Source organism: Corallococcus caeni, assembly GCF_036245865.1.
Taxonomy (GTDB): Bacteria; Myxococcota; Myxococcia; order Myxococcales; family Myxococcaceae; genus Corallococcus; species Corallococcus caeni.
Genome location: NZ_BTTW01000007.1, coordinates 303,425 through 319,869, shown reverse-complemented (window position 1 = coordinate 319,869; position 16,445 = coordinate 303,425). Strand labels below are relative to the sequence as shown.

The following is a 16,445-nucleotide window of genomic DNA, read 5'->3' as shown; positions in this document are numbered from 1 at the left end:
CGCCTCAGGTGTCCTGGCGGGCCCGCGCCGTGGCGGCCCGCCGCAGCGCCTCCGCCGTGTCGGGATCCGCCGGGAAGAACGACTCGATGGCCAGCTCCGCGAGCGTGATGTCCACGGGCGTGCCGAACACGGTGGTGGTGCTGAAGAGGGACAGCCGCCCCAGCGACGTGCGCACGCGCAGGGGCACCACCACGCCCGCGAAGTCGCGCGCCTTCGCGTCCGGGGCGGCCTCCGGCACCGGGTAGCCCTTGAGTTCCTCCAGGAGCGCCGCGAGCGTGGCGTCCGCGCTGGCGTCCACCTGCCGGTGCAGCCGGGTGAGGACGTGGTCGCGCCACTGGCGCAGGTTCTCGATGCGCGGCGCGAGCCCGTTCGGGTGCAGGCTCAGGCGCAGGACGTTGACGGGCGGCTGGAGCATCTGGGGCGCCACGTCCGCCAGCAGGACGCCGACCGCACGGTTCGCGGTGACGAGCGTCCAGTGCCGGTCCACCGCGAGCGCGGGGTACGGCTCATGGCCCGCGAGCACCAGCTCCACGGCCTCGCGCGTGGCGGTGAGCGCGGGGTCATCCAGGGGGCGCTCGGAGAAGACGGGGGCGAAGCCCGCCGCCACGAGGAGTCCATTGCGGTCGCGCAGGGGCACGTCCAGTTCCTCCGCCAGGTGGAGCAGCATCTCGCGGCTGGGCTGGGAGCGGCCGGTCTCCAGGAAGCTCACGTGTCGGGTGGAGACCTCCGCGCGCAACGCGAGGTCCATCTGGCTCAGCCCGCGCCGCTGACGCCAGCCGCGCAGCAGCTCTCCCACGGGACGGCTCTGCTGAAGGCTCGTCATGGCCGGGAAGATAGGGGGCCCACGTCAGCGCTTCCATTCCCTCGGAGGTAATCGACACCGCGCGGGCCGGCTCGCATCTTGTCCATCAACGACGGACGGCCTCACGGCCGCCGCCGCTTCCACCCCTTCGCAAGGAAACGTGTGCCATGAGCGTCAAGAACGTGTCGGGAAGCCTGTTGCGCCGCGCGCTGCTGCTGGACGGTGTCGCCAGTGGAGCCATGGGCCTGTTGATGGCGGTGGCCGCCGGGCCCCTGGGGCCGCTGCTGGGCCTGGAGCCGGGACTCTTGCGCGCGGCGGGGCTGGGGCTCATCCCCTTCGCGCTGCTGCTCGGCTACCTGGCGGCGAGGGAGACCCTGCCCTCGTGGCCGGTGTGGTTCGTGGTCGCGGTGAACGCGCTGTGGGTGGTGGACAGCGTGCTCCTGATGACGCACGGCCCGACGGCGCCCACGGGGCTGGGGGTGGCGTTCGTCACGGCGCAGGCGCTGGCGGTCGCGGTGTTCGCGGCGCTGGAGTACGCGGGCCTGCGGCGCGGCACACAGGCGGCGCTGGCCTGAGCGCGTCGCCGAGTGTCCGGTTCGCGCGGCCCGGGCTTCACGCCGTGCCGCGCGGCCCGCCGGGCATTGTTATCGTGGCGGGACATGACTTTCTTCCCGCGCCCGTGGCTCGTCATCGCAGCGCTGTCTTCCGGGGTCTTCGGTTGCGCCACGGTCGGAGGCGCGCAGGGGAAGGACCTGGTGACGCTGCGCTATGGCTGGCCGGAGCAGGCGACCATCCGGGTGATGCACACGGTGGACGTGCGGACGGACTGGAGCGGCCGGATGACGGCGCAGCGCCGGTACGCGATGCGGCTCGGGCCGGTGGATGAGGAGGGGCGTCGGCGGTTGATCATCCAGGACGTGGAGATCATCGAAGCCCCCTTCCCTGCCTTCGTGGAGCCGCTGGCCACGTCCATCATCGACGCGCAGGGGGACTTCCAGGGGATTGATCCGCTGGAGGACGGCCCCGGCCAGGACCTGCTGGACGCGCTGCCGGTCAGCCCGCGGAAGAAGGCGCAGATGGCGAAGGCGCTCACGAACGGCCTGGAGCGGGAGGCCCGCAACCGGTGGAACGAGTGGGTGGGCAGCTGGCACGGGGCGCGCTTCAAGCCAGGGCGGACGGAGGTCGTGGCGACGACGATGTCCGTAGGCACGGGCCGCAAGAAGACCGAGGAGGTCCCCGCCGAGGAGCGCGTCCGGCTGGACGTCGGAGTGGCCTGCTCCGACGCGGTTCCAGAGCCCCGGTGCGCGAGGCTGAAGATCGTTCGGGAGCCCGTGGGACAGACGGATGAGACGCAGGGACGGTACGCGCACGTGGAGCTGGAGTTGGTGACGGATCCGGCGACGCTGTTGCCGTACTCCTCGCGCGTCATCCGCATGGACCGCGTGGACTGGAATGACGGCACCGGAGAGCCTGACTTCCATGAGGCCGTGCACGTGGAGCAGCACACGTTCCTGCACGGCGTGGAAGGTGCGCCGGGACAGGTCGCGGCCGTGGGCTTGCGTTAGCCCGAGCTGTTGGCGGACATGCGTAGGCCGCGCTATCACCGCATACCGTGAAAGCGCCCCAGACAATCAGGCGTGCTGCTCTTGCGGTCGTCGTCACTACGTTATTCGGATGCGGCTCGGCCACCGTCGGCGGTGGCGGCAGTCCTGCGCGCGCGAAGTGGGTCAGCCCGATCTTCGCCACGCCAGAGGGCGGCCAACTCCGGACAACCATCTACTACGGGCCATGGCAGTGCAGCGCCGCGTTCCTGTCCCGCTGCGAGTCGAAGTGCGCGGCACAGGGCTACCAACTCATGGGCTGCATGGGGCTGGCCGACATCAAGGGGGACTGGCAAGGGCGCTTCCTGCTCATGCCCGCGGAGGCCGGTGGGCGGATGGCCATCACGCATTGTTGCTGCGACTACCCGACGGTTGCCGACCCGGAGAGTCTTCGGAAAGTGTGGTCGCGCTCACGCATCCGCTTCCGTGAGGAGTGGGCGAAGGAGCTTGGCACCTGGCCGAACACGGCGGGACGTGCGTGGCCCGGCCACCACCTGCGGGATTTCCTCCATGGAGGGGACCCGACGGCGCCCGGCAATGTCCTGCCCGTCCCCGATGACGTGCACACCACCATCAACACCGAGTACCCGGCCTGCTACGCTCCCGGCGGGAAGTGGCTCACGCCGGGTCCTGAGCGCCCGTACGCGGATTGAGGTTGGTGCCCATGTCCACGCCCATGCAGCGCCTGCTCGCGGAAGTCGACCAGCGCCATTTCCCGAATCCTCCCGCCACTGCCGAGGCTCTCGCGGCCTTCGAGGCTCGCGTGGGATGGAGGCTCGACGAGGATCTCCGCGCCTTCTACCTGCACTGCGATGGCGCAGCCCTCTTCATGCCCTGGCCGGACACCAACTTCTGGATCCTCCCACTCGCCCAGGTTCGCCGCGGACGCGTGGCCATCCAGGGGCGGGACGAGGACGCGAATGGTCCCGCGACCTGGTACACGCTCGTGGACCTCCAGGACACGGACTTCGTTCTGGTCGACGTGTCGCAGAAGAAGGACGGATGCTATCCGCTACGAGATGGGTACCACGGGACGTTCCCGGACCCGGTCCACAGCCGCATCATCGCATCGTCCTTTAGCGAGTTTCTGGAGAAGGCGCTGGCCAGCGGGGACGACTACTACTGGCTCGATGGTTGAGGGCAGGGGCTGATTGGCACCTATCGAAATTCGCTCGCATCAAGGTGGAGTCTGCTCACCCAGCCCCACTTCGCCGAAGTAGTCGAGGAACGCGCGGATGCGTGCCGGGAGCTGCCTCGCGGGATCGAGGAACACCGCATGGAAGGCTTCGGTGTCCCCGGGGTTGCGGTCCTCCATCACCACGACCAGCCGTCCTGCCCGAAGGTCCTCGCGGACCATGAACACGGGGAGCCGAGCGAGTCCTGCTCCCGCGAGGGCCAGATGCCGCACCGCCTCTCCGTCACTGACCTGCACGTTACCGACGCACGGGATGGAGAGCGGGGCACCGCGCTCCACGAAGGACCAGTGCTGCGCGAAGCGCGTGTAGCTGAAGCCCAGGCGGTTGTGCTTCTCCAGGTTCGCGACCGTCCTGGGCGTTCCCTCGAGCTTCAGGTACGCCGGTGAGCCGACGACGTGGAAGCGGGTCTCTCCCAGCTTCCGCGCGATGAGATTGGACGACTTGAGCGGGCCCGCACGGATGGCCACGTCCGCGCGGTCCTCCAGCAGGTCCACCACCTGATCCGTGAGCCCGATGTCCAGCCGGATACCCGGGTAGCGGGCCTGGAACGCGGGCACGTGCGGCAGAAGGACGTGCGTCCCATACGGCACGTTGGTGTTCACGCGCACCCGGCCCGAGGGGGCGTCATGCGACGTGACTCCCCGCTCGGCGGCCTCCAGCTCCGCGAGCACCTGCACGCTGCGCTCGTAGAAGACGCAGCCCTCGGAGGTGAGCTGGAAGCCACGGGTGTTGCGGTGCACCAGCCGCGCTCCCAGGCGGGCTTCCAACCGCGCGACGAGCTTGCTGACCGCCGACGGCGTCATCCGCAACGTGCGCGCCGCCGCGGAGAAGCCCTCCTGCTCCACGACCCGGACGAAGACCTCCATCTCCCCGGAGCGATTGATTTCCAGACGCGCCATTGAATTGAACTCACAAGCCTTGTGCCTGGGACCGCTCTACCCGGGGACAAGGCCCACGAATACTAGACCCGTGCGGCCCCGGAACGGATCCACGTCGGGCCGCATGGAGAACCCCATGTCTTCCCCCAAGAACGTGGCCCTGGTTGTCGGGGCCCAAGGAATCGCCGGCCTCAACCTCATCGAGCACCTGGAGGCGCTCGGAGGTTGGGAGATCATCGGGCTGTCGCGTCGCGGAGGCGCGTCCCGGGAGGGCGTTCGCTACATCCCGGTGGACCTGCTCGACGCGAACGACAGCCGCAAGAAGCTGGGCGAACTGACGCAGGTGACGCACATCTTCTACGCCGCCTTCCAGGACCGGCCGACTGCCGCGGAGCTGGTGGCGCCCAACGTGGCCATGCTCGTCAACGTGGTGGATGCGGTGGAACCTGTCGCCAGGAACCTCCAGCACATCAACCTGATGCAGGGCTACAAGGTCTACGGCGCGCACCTGGGCCCGTTCAAGACGCCCGCCCGGGAGACGGACGCGCCGCACATGCCTCCCGAGTTCAACGTGGAGCAGCAGGACTTCCTGGAGCGGCGCCAGCAGGGCAAGGCGTGGACGTGGTCCGCGCTCCGCCCCTCCATCGTGGTCGGCTACGCGATGGGCACGCCGATGAACCTGGGGCTCGCCATCTCGGTGTACGCGTCCATGTCGAAGGAGCTGGGCATCCCGCTGCGCTTCCCCGGACCGCCGTCCGCTTACGACATCCTCATGGACGTCACGGACGCAAGGCTCCTGGCGCACGCCATGCTGTGGGCGGCGACGAGCCCGAAGGCCGCCAACCAGGCCTTCAATATCAACAACGGCGACCAGTTCCGCTGGAGCGACCTGTGGCCGAGGATCGCTCGCATGTTCGATCTGGAGGTCGCCCCTCCCCTGCCCATGTCACTGGTCGACGTGATGGCGGACAAGGCGCCGCTCTGGGACGCGATGGTCGCGAAACACGGGCTCGCTCCCACTCCGTACCAGGACATCAATCCCTGGCGTCATGCCCACGCGGTGTTCTCCACGAACTTCGACTTCCTCGCGGATCCGTCCAAGGCGCGCCGGCACGGGTTCCAGGGGCACATCGAGACGGAAGCGAGTTTCCGCGAGGTCTTCGCGGACTACCGCCGCCGCAAGATCATTCCCTGAGCGCGTCGACGACGAGCGAGCGGAAGTAACGCGCACCCGGGTCCGCATTCGTCCGGGTGTGGCGGCTGATGACGCCGAAGCGCTCAGCCGCGCGGTGACACGAGCAGCAGGGACAAGATCTCGCCCGCCACTGCGCGCTTGCTGCCCTCCAGCACCCGGTCCGGACCCGTGCGCGAAATCACCGTCACGCGGTTCGTGTCCGTGCCGAACCCCGCGCCCTCGGCGGTGACGTCGTTGGCGACGATGGCGTCCAGCCCCTTGCGCTCCAGCTTCTCGCGCGCGTGCTCCACCACCCGCTCCGTCTCCGCCGCGAAGCCCACCAGCACCGGACGCTTCGCCCTCCCCGCCACCTTGCGCGACGCCTCCAGCAACACGTCCGGCGTGCGCACCAGCTTGAGGTTCTCCGGGCCCTCGCCCTTCTTCACCTTCTGCGGCGCTCGCGTCTCCGGCCGCCAGTCGCTCACGGCCGCCGTGGCGATGAACGCGTCCGCGGACTCCACGCGCGACAGCACCTCGCGCGCCATGTCCTCCGCGCTCACCACGTCCACCACCTCCAGGCCCGTGCGGTCCACCGCACCCACCGGGCCCAGCACCACCGTCACCTTCGCTCCCAGCGCTCGCGCCTCGTGCGCCAGCGCCAGGCCCATCTTCCCCGTGGACGGATTGGAGATGAACCGCACCGGGTCCAGGTACTCGCGCGTGGGGCCCGCCGTGACCAGCACCGTCTTGCCCGTGAGCGGACCTCCGCCCAGCCTCGCCGCCACCGCGGACACGATGGCGCCCACGTCCGCCAGCCGGCCCGAGCCCACGTCGCCGCACGCCAGCATCCCCGCGCCCGGCCCCACCGTGCTGAAGCGCGCCTCCGCCAGCAGCGACGCCACGTTCTCCTGCGTCCGGGCGTTCTCCCACATGGCCACGTTCATCGCAGGCGCCAGCACCACCGGCCCCTTGAAGGCGAGCAGCGACGTCGTCACCGCGTCACCGCCGAAGCCCGCGCGGATCTTCGCGATGAGGTCCGCCGTCGCCGGGGCCACCACGTAGGCCTCGCCCCAGCGGGCCAGGTCCAGATGGCCGAAGTTCCCCTCCTGCGCCGGGTCGAAGTAGTCCGTGAGCGGCGGGTGCCCCACGAGCGCCTGGAAGGTCAGCGGGGTGACGAACTGGCGCGCGGCCTCCGTCATGGCCACCCGCACCTCCGCGCCCGCGCGGCCCAGCTCACGCACCAGCTCGCAGGCCTTGTACGCCGCGATGCCGCCACCCACGCCGACGATGATGCGGCGACCCTTCAATGCCGATGCGTCCATGCGGCTTCATTACGCGCCAGCACGTCCGGTCGCAACACGACTACCGCAGGGACACCTCACCCTGGGAGGGAACGTCCACCGCGCGCACCACCGGGCCCGTCCCCGGCATCTCCGCGTGGAAGTAGCCCCACACCAGCGTGTAGCGGCCCGGCCGCAGGCCCTGCACCACCACCCGCTCCGTCATGGGCTGGTACACGAGCTGCGCGTAGCGCGAGCGCAACAGCTCCGTGGGCGGATTGCCCACCGCGCCCACCTCCCCCGGCACCACCCACAGCGCCTTGCCCCGCTCCGGCTGGAGCAGCACCGTCACCGAACCCGTCCCCGGCACCGGCCCCAGGTCCAACGTCATGTCCGCGCCCGCCACCTGCACCACCACCGCCGGCTCGCCCATGCCGCCGCGAGGCCCCACCACGAAGCGGTAGCTGCCCGGCGACAGGTCCGCGCTGTAGCGGCCATCCGCGCCGGTGATGAGGGACACCGTCTCGCTGCGGTCCGCGTTGAGCCCCTCCACCTGCGCGCCCGCCGCGGGCTGGCCGTTCGACAGGTACACCCGGCCCGTCAGGTGCGTCGCGGGCTTGAGGGTCAGCTCCACCTGCGCCGTGCTCCCGCGCGGCACCTCCTGCGTGCCGCTCACCTTGCCCTTGCGCGCGGACACCGTGAAGCGCGGCACGAAGGGAGGACTCGCCAGCGAGAAGGTGCCGTCCGGCCCTGACAGCACCGACCCGTCGCACACGTCGCACGTCACCACCGCGTCCGGCACCGGGCCACCGGACGCGTCCCGCACGCGGCCGGACACCGACGGCGCCTTCACCAGCACGATGTCCCCCATGTCCGGCGGCGCCGACGGGCGGTCCACCACCTGGGGCTCGTACCCCGTCGCGTCCACTGCGACGATGAGCCGGTCGCCCGCCGTGGACAGCGGCAATTCGAAGCGTCCATCCGGGCTGTTCACGTCGTGCTCGTCCACGCGGAAGCGGCGCACCGGCTGGCCGGAGTCGTCCACCACGCGGCCCCGGAACGTGGAGCGCTTGCGCATCTTCACCCGCACCGGTGGCCCGCCCGGCTTGCCCATCGGGCGTTCCATCACCTCGTAGCTCGCGTGGCGCGCCTCCACCGCGTAGGAGCGGTCCGGCCGCAGCGCGCGGAACTCGAAGTGGCCGCTGGAGTCCGACTGCGTCGGCTCCGTCACGCGCGGCGACACGCTCATCGCCGCGCCCACCACCGGCTGGCCGTCCTCGTCCACCACGTCGCCCGCGAGCTGCGCGCCGGGCTCCAGCTCCACCGTCACCTGCTGCTTCGTCCCGTCCTGCACCGTCACCGGCTTGGGCCCGGACTGCAGGTACTCCGGATGCGACGCCATCAGCTGGTACGTGCCCGGCGGCAACCCGCGCATGGGCACCACGCCGTCCGGCCCGGAGGGCCGGTCGCTGCGGAAGATGTTCTCCGGATCCGCCCACATCACCACGTCCGCGCCCTCCACCCGCCGGCCGCCGCTGGACACCGTCACGTCCGCGCCCGCCTTCGCCTCCAGCGACAGCGTCACGTCCGTCGCGGGCGCCGTCGCCTGCACGCTGCCGCCGCCCCACTCGGAGTGGTGCGCGTGCAGCGTGTAGAGCCCGGGCATGGGCACCTGCGCCGTGAAGCGGCCGTCCTCGCCCGCGTTCACCACCTCGCCGGTGGGCTGCACCAGGACGGACACGCCCGCCGCGGGCCGGCCGTACTCGTCGATGACCTGCCCGCGGATGACCGTGGCCTTCGCCAGCTCCAGCTCCAGCTCCAGCGGCGTCTCGCCCTGCGCCACGCGCGCGGGCAGCTGCGCCGCGGTGAAGCCCTCCGCCTGCCCCTCCAGCACGTACTCGCCCGGCGCCAGCGGCCCCAGCTCCGCCAGCGCCCCGGTGGGCACCGCGTCGCGGCGGATGAGGTCGCCCGCCACCGTGCGCAGGAGCAGCTGCGGGTTGGGCACCGGCTGGCCGTCCTCGTCCACCACCGTGACGAGCAGCCGGCCCGCCGCCTCCAGCACCAGCGTCACCTGCGTCACCCGCTGCGACAGCGTGAGCGTCTGGGGCGTGGAGCCGAAGCCCGGCGCCTCCGCCGTCACCACCACCTCATCCGGGTACAGGCCGTTGAAGCGCACCGGCCCGCCCTGCGCCTCCGTGTGCTCCTCGCGCGTCAGGTGGTCGCCCCTGAGGCGCACCGTCGCCGCCGCGGGCGCCCCGTCGCGCGTCACGCGCACCTCCAGCGTGCGCGACGGCGTCAGCTTCAGGCGCAGGGGCTGCGAGTCCGCCTCCACCTGCTGCGCCACCGCGGGCTGGAAGCCCTCCGCGTCCGCGAGCACGTAGAAGGGCCCCTCGCCCAGGCCCGACAGCGTGAAGGCCCCGCCCGCGCCCGCCACGGCCTCGAAGGGCAGCGGCACCTTGCGCGACACCGCGCGCACGCGCGCCCCGGGCCTCGCCTGTCCGGAGTCATCCACCACCGTGCCGGTGATGCTCCGCAGGGGCGGCAGGTACAGCTCCACCGCCTCTCCCGGCGCGGCCCGGTCCCGGAGCGCCACGCCCAGCCCCGCCGAGCGCGCCCAGACGGTGAAGGACACGCCCGCCAGGTGCTCGAAGCGGAACTTGCCCTCCGCGTCCGTGCGCACCGTGGCGCGCGCCGTGAGGAAGCCCTGATGCTGTTCGAAGAAGGCCCGCGTGTGCAGCGCCGTCTCATGCGCGGTGCAGGCCAGCAGCGCCAGGCCGCACTCGTCGCACCGCACGTCCGCCAGCGTCCGCTCCGCCGACGCCGCGAGCGACACCTCCGCGTCCGCCACCGGCCGGCCGTTGCCGTCCAGCACGCGCCCGGTGAGCGTCAGCCCCTCCTGCGCGCCGGACGACACCCCCACCGCGTTGAAGGCGGGCATCCCCTGGCGGATGGAGCTGGCGGAGACGGGCGACACGGGACGCGCGACCGGAGCGCCCCACCGGGGGCCCAGCACGAGGGCGGCGATCGCCAGGACGGCGGCCACCGCGATGAAGACCCATTTGCGCATGTGTACGCGGCCGGGACCTTACTCGCCGGCCGGCCCCCCAACGACGGTTTCCCCCGGGAAATTCCAGAGCGTCCTCTTGAGGACGTCCCGGGGGCCGGTGGGGTTCCCCACTCAGTCTTCGGCGAACGGCTGGATGGCCTGCGCCACCGCCAGCTCCTGCCGCGCCTCGCTCAACTCCGAGTTGGTGGCGCGAAGCCGGTCGCTCAGCACCTGCACGAAGCTCCAGAGCATCTTCACCGCGAGGATGGCCTCGCGCTTCATCAGCCCCATCAAGTCCGAGCGCGCGATGACCATGGTCCGGGTGGGCTCCGTGGCGCGCACGGTGGCGGAGCGGGGCGCGTTGTCGATGAGGCCCATCTCGCCGAAGTGCCCGCCCGAGCGCAGCTCCGCGATCTCCACGCCGTTCTTCTCGATGGCCACCCGGCCCCGGATGACGACGAAGAGCTCCTCGCCCGGCTGCCCCTCCACGACGATCTCCCGACCCGCCGGGTAGGTGCGCGTGGTGGCGATGGACAGCACCGCCGTCTGCTCCTTGTACGTGAGGTGGCGGAAGAGCGGGATCTTCCGCAGCGCCTCCATGCGCGACTGCGCCTCGCTCGTCTCCTCGCTGGCGAGCGCCGCGCTGTCACCGGCCACCTTCACCACCACGGCGGTGATGTTGTCCTTGCCGCCGCGCTCGTTGGCCATCTCCACGAGCTTGCGCGGCAGGTCCCCGGGCTGCAGCCCCGCGACCAGGGGCAGGATCTCCTCGTCCTCGATGTAGCCGTGCAGGCCGTCCGAACAGAGGAGGAACACGTCGCCGGGCATCAGGTCCACGATGAGCGTGTCGACCTGGACGGACTCCTGGATGCCCACCGCGCGGGTGATGACGTTGCGGTACTGCGAGGTGGCGGCCTGCTCCTTGGTGATGGTGCCGGCCTTGAGCTGCGCTGCGACGAGCGTGTGGTCCTCGGTGAGCCGGTGGCACTGCCCGTGCCGCACCAGGTACACGCGGCTGTCGCCCACGTGGCCGATGACGCCCTTGTTGCCGCCCACGGCCAGGCACACGAACGTCGTGCCCATGCCGCGCTTGGAGGCGTCCGTCATCGCCGTGCGGTAGATGTCCGCGCACGCGCGCTGCACCGCCACCTCCACCAGCGCGGCGGCGGCGGAGCGGCTGTCCGCCGTGGGGTTCTGCGCCAGGTCCTTGAGCAGGTGCCGGTTGGCCGCGATGTGCTGCTTGACGACCTCCGTGGCCCGCGCGCTGGCGACTTCACCCGCGGCGTGTCCGCCCATGCCATCGGCGACCATGAACAGGCCGAGCGACGCGTCCACCATCATCGCGTCTTCGTTGTGTTGCCGTTTCCGGCCGACATCGGTCAGCCCGAAGGCTTCTGTGGTCAAGGCCACCGCGAACGCTCCATCCGTGCCTAGAGGGTGACTCCGCACGTTACGCAGGCCGCCGAAGACGTGGCAAGGCTTCAGGGCTGCAGGCGCACCGTCAGCAGGCGCGCGAAGCCGCCCGCCGTGTAGAAGCTGACCTCCACCTGACCGAAGCGCAGCCGCACCCCGTCCTCCAGCGGCATGGGTTTGCGAGCCAACAACCGGCCTCCGCCCACGTACGAGCCGTTCTTCGAGCCCGCATCCGTCAGCAGAAAACCCGCATCCCCGGTGTCCCGCGAAAACCACGCGTGAAATCGGGACACACTGCCGTCATCCAGGACGACGTCGTTGTTGCTGGTGCGCCCCACGGTGATGCCCCGGCCGAAGGCGTTGCCCTGGGACTTGAGCAGCGGGAAGACGACGGGTTCGTCCTGGCCGAGCGTGGCCGGGCCCGCGTTGGTCACCGTGCGCAGCGGGTACTCCTCCAGGTCGGTAGGGGGCACCCCGCCCAGGGGAGGCGTGAAGAGGAGGACCGCGGCGGGGAGTCCCCGTTCGAAGTCCTCGCGGTTGCGCAGATAGCGCGCGACGTGGGCACTGAGCAGCTCGACCATGGGACGTGAACGGGGACGCGGCGCCCGGCCCGCACCGGCAGGCGGGGCCGCTCCCACTCACGGAGTGTACCGCGCCTCTACCGCCAATCCGCGAAAAATCCGAGGTTCACGCCACCCACGAAGTCCCGTGCGAAGCTGCGGTTCTTGAGGCCGAAGGGCTCCGAGTAGCCCAGGGCGAGCCCCACGCCCACGTCGCGCTCCAGCTGGTAGCCAATCTGGAGGCGGCCCTGGACGGTGCCCGCGGTGCGGCGGTCCGGCGGCTGGGTGGTGAAGTGGGCGCCGTAGAAGGTGGGGCCCGCCGTCACCTGGAAGCCCCAGTGGGCCTTGCCCGGCAGGTGGTTGCGGTAGCCGAAGCCCGCCTGCACGGTGTGCTCGTAGTAGGAGGACACCGGCAGGAAGAAGCCCTCCAGCGCCGTGTCGGGCAGCGACGCCGCCCACCCCACTCCCCCCTCCAGGATGGCGATCCACGCGTCCTTGCGGTCCTGGAAAAGGGTGAGCTCCCACTGCACGCGCACGTTGGGGATGACCGCGCCGTTGTTGAGCTGCGTGCCCAGGAACACGCCCCGGGGCAGCCACGCGGGCGTGGGCGACACGTGGCCCCGCAGGTCGTCCTGCACGCGCGACTGCGCGCCGGCGGAGGTGGAGACCAGGGCAAGTGAAATAACCAGCAATGCGCGAGCGAGGTGGAGCATGGGACCCTATCCACCGTGGCAGCGCGCACTTGTCAACGAAGTGTTCCGTTGGCTATGACACGCGGGCCCTCCTGTCCGTCGCGGGGGGTCACCAGGAGCGGAACACCGAATGCCAGTCGTCACGGTCCGGGCCAGCAGCAAGCAGGGTCCGGCGCAGCTCGACACGCTGGTCCGCAAGGTCACGCAGAAGACGTCGGGGCTCCTGGAGGAGAACGACCGGGTGCTGGTCGTCTACGGCGAGGGGCAGGCCAGCCTCTACTACGAGGGCGCGCCGCGTCCGCGCGCCGTGACCCGCCCGGCCTGACGTTCCCGCCGTACCTCAGTCCTCGGGCCCCAGCCTGCGCGCGCGCCGAAAGAGCGCCGGCGGGTTCCGGTCCACGGCGGCGATGAGGCGCTGTCCCAGCAGCTCGTAGGTCTCCGTTTCAATGGGGCCACGGCCCGGGGCCTCCAGCCCGTCGAAGTTGCCCACGCGGTAGCGCGCCGCGAAGACGAAGTGGAAGTCCGGCGGCGCGAAGAGGTGTTCGGGGTCCCCCACCGGGTGGACGGCCATGGCCCAGCGCGGCTCGAACGCCCTCGGGTGGATGCCGCGCTCCACCTGCTCCATGTGTTCGCGCGTGTAGAGCCCGGTCATCTCCTGCAACGTCGCGCCGATCTCGAAGCGGACGTGCGGGTAGAGGCGGTAGCAGGGGTGCTGCGGGTCCAGCGCGTAGAGCCAGCCGCCGGGCGGGGTGAGTTCGCGGAACACGGCGAGCATCCGCTCCGCCAGGTCTCGGTAGAGCTCCAGCCGGGCGTCGTGCTCCAGGCGGAAGAAGGCGTCGTCGACGACGAAGCGGACACAGTCCTGCTCGGATGACGGCCACGGATGGTCCAGCGCGTGGCGCTCCGCATCGCCCGACAGCGGCATCCAGGCATCGGGTTCCGGCTTGAGTTTGAGCACGACCGCGTCCCCCTTTCCGCGAAACCCCGGGTATGCGCGCAACACGGGAATCGTGCAATCACCTGCCAGGAGGGGTCCGGGGCGCTGCATGGCATCCGACGCCGACCGCGACGGGGGACGGAGGAGGACGTTGGCGGAGGCCACACCGGGTGTCGCGCGGTGGACGGCGCGATTGCGCGGAGGCGCCGCGCGAGGCAGAGACGGACGGTGGGCTGTTTCCGACCTCGCCCGCTGGAGCGCCGAGATGACCTGGTGGATGTATGCCCTGCTGTCCGCGGTGTTCGCGGCGTTGACCGCGGTGCTGGCGAAGGTGGGCGTGGAGGGAGTGCCCTCCACGCTCGCCACGGCGCTGCGCACCGTGGTGGTGCTCGTCTTCGCGTGGAGCATCGCGCTGGCACGGGGAGAGCAGCACGCCCTGCCCTCGCTCAGCCGCAGGACGCTGCTGTTCCTCACGCTGTCGGGGGTGGCGACGGGCCTGTCGTGGCTGGCCTACTTCCGGGCCCTGCAGCTGGGCCCGGCGTCACGCGTGGCGCCCATCGACAAGCTCAGCCTGGCGCTCACGGTGACGTTCGCGGTGCTCATCCTCAAGGAGCCGATGTCCTGGCGGCTGGGGTTGGGCGTGGCCCTCATCGTCGCGGGCACGCTCTTGACCCTCAAGTAGGACAAGGCCTCTCAAGGCTCACGGCACCTCGACCTCGTCCCCCAGGAACGTGTAGCCGAAGGAGCCCACGCGGGTGCCCTGGCCGGCGTTGACCTCCTCGTACGCGCCCCGCACCACCGTGCCCGAGTAGTCGATGGTGAGCTGGCTGTTCTGGACGCGGCCCTTGCCCAGGCGGAAGTCCAGCCAGAGGTTCTCTCCGAGCTCCGCGGGCACCGGGCATGCGTGGATCTGATCCGGGCGCACGTCGCGCAGGTCCTCGTACTCCACCTTGCCGCCTTCCGCGCCGGGCTCGGTGATGTTCGCGTAGGTGGCGGCGAGGGAGCACTGCAGCTTGTTCATCGTGATGAAGGCGTTACCGTCGTTGTAGACGTTGAAGCCCACGTCCAGCGCTCCTTCCGACTGCTTCGCGCCGGTGTCGAGCTGGAGGTCCAGGGTGTACGTCCCCTGGTACTTGCGGTTGATGTCGTCCGCTCCGCAACCGGTCAGCGCCGTCGCGGCGAGCAGCAGGCCCGCGAGGATGGACTTCGGGCGGTGGTTCTTGCGTGCGTGAGTCATGGGGTTCCGCTCCAAGGTGGGGGTGCTGTTCACGAAGGGCCTTCCCGCCCTTCCCTGTTCCCTTGGTGTCCGAGGCCCATTGGATTGATCAAACAATCCACCAGGTCTGGCTTTCAGAACGGCGTGGGCGACGTGAATGACAGACGCTCGCCCGTGCGAGGATGCACGAAGGCCAGCGCCTCGGCATGGAGCATCAGCCGCGCGTCCTCTCGTCCCAAGCGCGCATCTCCGACGATGGGAAGTCCCAGCCCCAGCGGATGCGCTGCATGGATACGCAACGCGTGGGGAAGCTGGGTCGTCGGCACGAACTCCACCCGGGTCCGGGAGGCCTCGCGACGGAGCACCTTCCAGGCGCTCAGGGTCCGCTTGCCGTGGCGTGCGTCCACGCAGTCCGCCAGTGACACCTGGGCCGTGCCGCGCAGGGGCAGGTCGATGGTGCCGGCGTCTCCTTCCACCTGGCCGTCCAGCCAGGCGACGTGGCGGTGCTCCGCCTCACGACGGGAGAACTGGCGCTGGAGCGAGGCCCGCGTCGCAGCGTCCCGCGCGATGACCAGGAGGCCGGAGGAATCGGGCTCCAGTTCGTGGAGGAAGCTGGCGGGGGTCAGCTCCGGGAAATTGGCCTGGAGCCGGACGAGCACCGAGTCGCGCGCGGGCCCATGCCGTCCGGGGAGCGTGGGCAGTCCCACGGGCTTGTCGACCACGAGGAGCCACGCATCCTCATGGAGCACGCGCGGTCCGGCGCTGACCGTCGCGGCGGGGGCCGGCAACTCCACCGCCAGGCCTTGCAGCATGAACGGCAGCACCGTGCCGCATTTGTTGTCACACGCGGGGTAGTACGCACCGGACTCCCGGCGGCCCCCCAGCGGAGGTGCTCCCCACCAGAACTCGGCGAGCTCCAGCGGCGTGAGCCCGTGACGAAAGGCATACGCCAGCAGCTTGGGCGCGGCGCAGTCACCGGCGCCTCCGGGGGGAGGCTTTGGCGCGAACAGCGCGGCCAATGTCTGGGTTTCGCCGCGGGCATTGGGAATGACATAGCCCTGCGTCACCTGCCGCCACAGGTCACGCGAAAGCTCGGCGCGCACGTGCTCCACTTCCGCCCGGCGCGCTTCCACCTCCCGGAGCGAATGGACGGGGCCCTGCGCTCGCAGGGCATCGGCTTCCCGGGACAGCTGCACATGCCGTTGCTCCAGCGCGGCCAGCTCCGCCTCGCCCGCGGGCCAGAACGCGTCGCGGGCCAGGGGCTCGAACAGCGGCGGCACGAAGCCGTCCGCGGTCCACGCGCCGCCCAGCATCCCGGAGAACGCGCTCAGGAACCCGACCCGTCCGTCCTGCGCGGCAACCACCAGCACGCCGAACATCTTCCCGCAGTGGGGCCGCCACAAGGCTTCGCGGTACGCGGGGGTCTCCCGCAGCCGCTGCTGAAGGGCCTCCGCCGCCTGGAGTCCCCAGGGGCCGGGAGGCGCCGCGTGGAAGGGGTTCGCCAGTTGCGTGGGCAGGGCTTCAGGCCGTGGCGCCTCGAAGTACGTCAGGGTCCGGATGAGCTCCGCCGCGTCTGTTCGGGTCTTCATCCGGCCCGCATCTTCGCCTGAATCCTTCGGTGGAGGGGGCCGGAATCCCCGCTCCTCCTCA

The 16,445-nt window shown here is 70.8% G+C and carries 17 protein-coding genes; 7 read left to right on the top strand and 10 right to left on the bottom strand.

All coding sequences use genetic code 11. The annotated features are described in order from the left end of the window. Positions 1-4 precede the first annotated feature (4 nt). Positions 5-823 (bottom strand): helix-turn-helix domain-containing protein, encoded by an 819-nt coding sequence (locus AABA78_RS28345; protein WP_338267679.1) that lies wholly within the window; start codon positions 821-823, stop codon positions 5-7. A 146-nt stretch (positions 824-969) separates the two neighbouring features. Between AABA78_RS28345 and AABA78_RS28340 the strand changes: the two genes are divergently transcribed. The 4 genes from AABA78_RS28340 to AABA78_RS28325 all read left to right on the top strand — a co-directional run bounded on the left by AABA78_RS28340 (position 970) and on the right by AABA78_RS28325 (position 3,541). Next, positions 970-1,377, top strand: a complete 408-nt coding sequence (locus AABA78_RS28340; protein ID WP_171421107.1) for a hypothetical protein — start codon at positions 970-972, stop codon at positions 1,375-1,377. A gap of 84 nt (positions 1,378-1,461) precedes the next feature. After that, entirely contained in the window at positions 1,462-2,367 is a 906-nt protein-coding gene (locus tag AABA78_RS28335; protein WP_338267676.1) for a hypothetical protein, read from the top strand. Positions 2,368-2,414: 47 nt separating this feature from the next. Next, a complete protein-coding gene (locus AABA78_RS28330; RefSeq protein WP_338267673.1) occupies positions 2,415-3,056 on the top strand; it encodes a hypothetical protein in 642 nt (213 codons plus the stop codon). 11 nt (positions 3,057-3,067) lie between these two features. Next, positions 3,068-3,541 (top strand): SMI1/KNR4 family protein, encoded by a 474-nt coding sequence (locus AABA78_RS28325; protein WP_338267672.1) that lies wholly within the window; start codon positions 3,068-3,070, stop codon positions 3,539-3,541. Positions 3,542-3,580: 39 nt separating this feature from the next. Here AABA78_RS28325 and AABA78_RS28320 read toward each other — a convergent pair whose 3' ends face one another. Further along, positions 3,581-4,498: a LysR family transcriptional regulator gene (locus AABA78_RS28320; RefSeq protein WP_338267670.1), complete on the bottom strand. Its 918-nt coding sequence runs from the start codon at positions 4,496-4,498 to the stop codon at positions 3,581-3,583. Between the two features lie 115 nt (positions 4,499-4,613). On the opposite strand from AABA78_RS28320, the gene AABA78_RS28315 reads away from it, so the two are divergent. Then, positions 4,614-5,672 carry an SDR family oxidoreductase gene (locus AABA78_RS28315; RefSeq protein ID WP_338267667.1) on the top strand — a complete coding sequence of 353 codons (1,059 nt, stop codon included), beginning with the start codon at positions 4,614-4,616 and terminating at the stop codon, positions 5,670-5,672. Between the two features lie 83 nt (positions 5,673-5,755). Here the strand turns inward: AABA78_RS28315 and coaBC are convergent, their stop codons facing one another. The 5 genes from coaBC to AABA78_RS28290 all read right to left on the bottom strand — a co-directional run bounded on the left by coaBC (position 5,756) and on the right by AABA78_RS28290 (position 12,663). Then, the gene (gene coaBC, locus AABA78_RS28310) at positions 5,756-6,973 is read right to left on the bottom strand and encodes a bifunctional phosphopantothenoylcysteine decarboxylase/phosphopantothenate--cysteine ligase CoaBC (protein ID WP_338267664.1); all 1,218 of its coding nucleotides are present in this window, start codon (positions 6,971-6,973) and stop codon (positions 5,756-5,758) included. Positions 6,974-7,013: 40 nt separating this feature from the next. Next, on the bottom strand, positions 7,014-9,998 hold the full coding sequence (locus AABA78_RS28305; protein ID WP_338267662.1) for a carboxypeptidase regulatory-like domain-containing protein: 2,985 nt from the start codon (positions 9,996-9,998) through the stop codon (positions 7,014-7,016). Positions 9,999-10,109: 111 nt separating this feature from the next. Next, positions 10,110-11,387 (bottom strand): Stp1/IreP family PP2C-type Ser/Thr phosphatase, encoded by a 1,278-nt coding sequence (locus tag AABA78_RS28300; protein ID WP_043323281.1) that lies wholly within the window; start codon positions 11,385-11,387, stop codon positions 10,110-10,112. A 71-nt stretch (positions 11,388-11,458) separates the two neighbouring features. After that, positions 11,459-11,971: an FHA domain-containing protein gene (locus AABA78_RS28295; RefSeq protein WP_338267656.1), complete on the bottom strand. Its 513-nt coding sequence runs from the start codon at positions 11,969-11,971 to the stop codon at positions 11,459-11,461. Between the two features lie 77 nt (positions 11,972-12,048). Next, a complete protein-coding gene (locus AABA78_RS28290; protein ID WP_338267655.1) occupies positions 12,049-12,663 on the bottom strand; it encodes a hypothetical protein in 615 nt (204 codons plus the stop codon). Positions 12,664-12,772: 109 nt separating this feature from the next. Between AABA78_RS28290 and AABA78_RS28285 the strand changes: the two genes are divergently transcribed. Continuing rightward, positions 12,773-12,967 carry a hypothetical protein gene (locus AABA78_RS28285; RefSeq protein ID WP_120530191.1) on the top strand — a complete coding sequence of 65 codons (195 nt, stop codon included), beginning with the start codon at positions 12,773-12,775 and terminating at the stop codon, positions 12,965-12,967. 15 nt (positions 12,968-12,982) lie between these two features. On the opposite strand, the gene AABA78_RS28280 is transcribed toward AABA78_RS28285, so the two are convergent. Continuing rightward, the gene (locus tag AABA78_RS28280; RefSeq protein WP_338267653.1) at positions 12,983-13,600 is read right to left on the bottom strand and encodes a DUF2716 domain-containing protein; all 618 of its coding nucleotides are present in this window, start codon (positions 13,598-13,600) and stop codon (positions 12,983-12,985) included. 244 nt (positions 13,601-13,844) lie between these two features. On the opposite strand from AABA78_RS28280, the gene AABA78_RS28275 reads away from it, so the two are divergent. Continuing rightward, positions 13,845-14,261: an EamA family transporter gene (locus AABA78_RS28275; protein WP_171419266.1), complete on the top strand. Its 417-nt coding sequence runs from the start codon at positions 13,845-13,847 to the stop codon at positions 14,259-14,261. An 18-nt stretch (positions 14,262-14,279) separates the two neighbouring features. On the opposite strand, the gene AABA78_RS28270 is transcribed toward AABA78_RS28275, so the two are convergent. After that, positions 14,280-14,816, bottom strand: coding sequence for a hypothetical protein (locus tag AABA78_RS28270; RefSeq protein ID WP_338267649.1), 537 nt, complete (start codon positions 14,814-14,816; stop codon positions 14,280-14,282). A 113-nt stretch (positions 14,817-14,929) separates the two neighbouring features. Beyond that, positions 14,930-16,384, bottom strand: coding sequence for an RluA family pseudouridine synthase (locus AABA78_RS28265; protein WP_338267647.1), 1,455 nt, complete (start codon positions 16,382-16,384; stop codon positions 14,930-14,932). Positions 16,385-16,445 lie beyond the last annotated feature (61 nt).

Excerpts from the sequence above, each read along its gene's own strand:
- AABA78_RS28325 (WP_338267672.1), top strand. The coding sequence starts at position 3,068 with ATGTCCACGCCCATGCAGCGCCTGCTCGCGGAAGTCGACCAGCGCCAT.
- AABA78_RS28285 (WP_120530191.1), top strand. The coding sequence starts at position 12,773 with ATGCCAGTCGTCACGGTCCGGGCCAGCAGCAAGCAGGGTCCGGCGCAG.
- AABA78_RS28320 (WP_338267670.1), bottom strand. The coding sequence starts at position 4,498 with ATGGCGCGTCTGGAAATCAATCGCTCCGGGGAGATGGAGGTCTTCGTC.
- AABA78_RS28270 (WP_338267649.1), bottom strand. The coding sequence starts at position 14,816 with ATGACTCACGCACGCAAGAACCACCGCCCGAAGTCCATCCTCGCGGGC.
- AABA78_RS28265 (WP_338267647.1), bottom strand. The coding sequence starts at position 16,384 with ATGAAGACCCGAACAGACGCGGCGGAGCTCATCCGGACCCTGACGTAC.
- AABA78_RS28340 (WP_171421107.1), top strand. The coding sequence starts at position 970 with ATGAGCGTCAAGAACGTGTCGGGAAGCCTGTTGCGCCGCGCGCTGCTG.
- AABA78_RS28295 (WP_338267656.1), bottom strand. The coding sequence starts at position 11,971 with ATGGTCGAGCTGCTCAGTGCCCACGTCGCGCGCTATCTGCGCAACCGC.
- AABA78_RS28335 (WP_338267676.1), top strand. The coding sequence starts at position 1,462 with ATGACTTTCTTCCCGCGCCCGTGGCTCGTCATCGCAGCGCTGTCTTCC.
- AABA78_RS28315 (WP_338267667.1), top strand. The coding sequence starts at position 4,614 with ATGTCTTCCCCCAAGAACGTGGCCCTGGTTGTCGGGGCCCAAGGAATC.
- AABA78_RS28290 (WP_338267655.1), bottom strand. The coding sequence starts at position 12,663 with ATGCTCCACCTCGCTCGCGCATTGCTGGTTATTTCACTTGCCCTGGTC.
- AABA78_RS28345 (WP_338267679.1), bottom strand. The coding sequence starts at position 823 with ATGACGAGCCTTCAGCAGAGCCGTCCCGTGGGAGAGCTGCTGCGCGGC.
- AABA78_RS28305 (WP_338267662.1), bottom strand. The coding sequence starts at position 9,998 with ATGCGCAAATGGGTCTTCATCGCGGTGGCCGCCGTCCTGGCGATCGCC.
- AABA78_RS28275 (WP_171419266.1), top strand. The coding sequence starts at position 13,845 with ATGACCTGGTGGATGTATGCCCTGCTGTCCGCGGTGTTCGCGGCGTTG.
- coaBC (WP_338267664.1), bottom strand. The coding sequence starts at position 6,973 with ATGGACGCATCGGCATTGAAGGGTCGCCGCATCATCGTCGGCGTGGGT.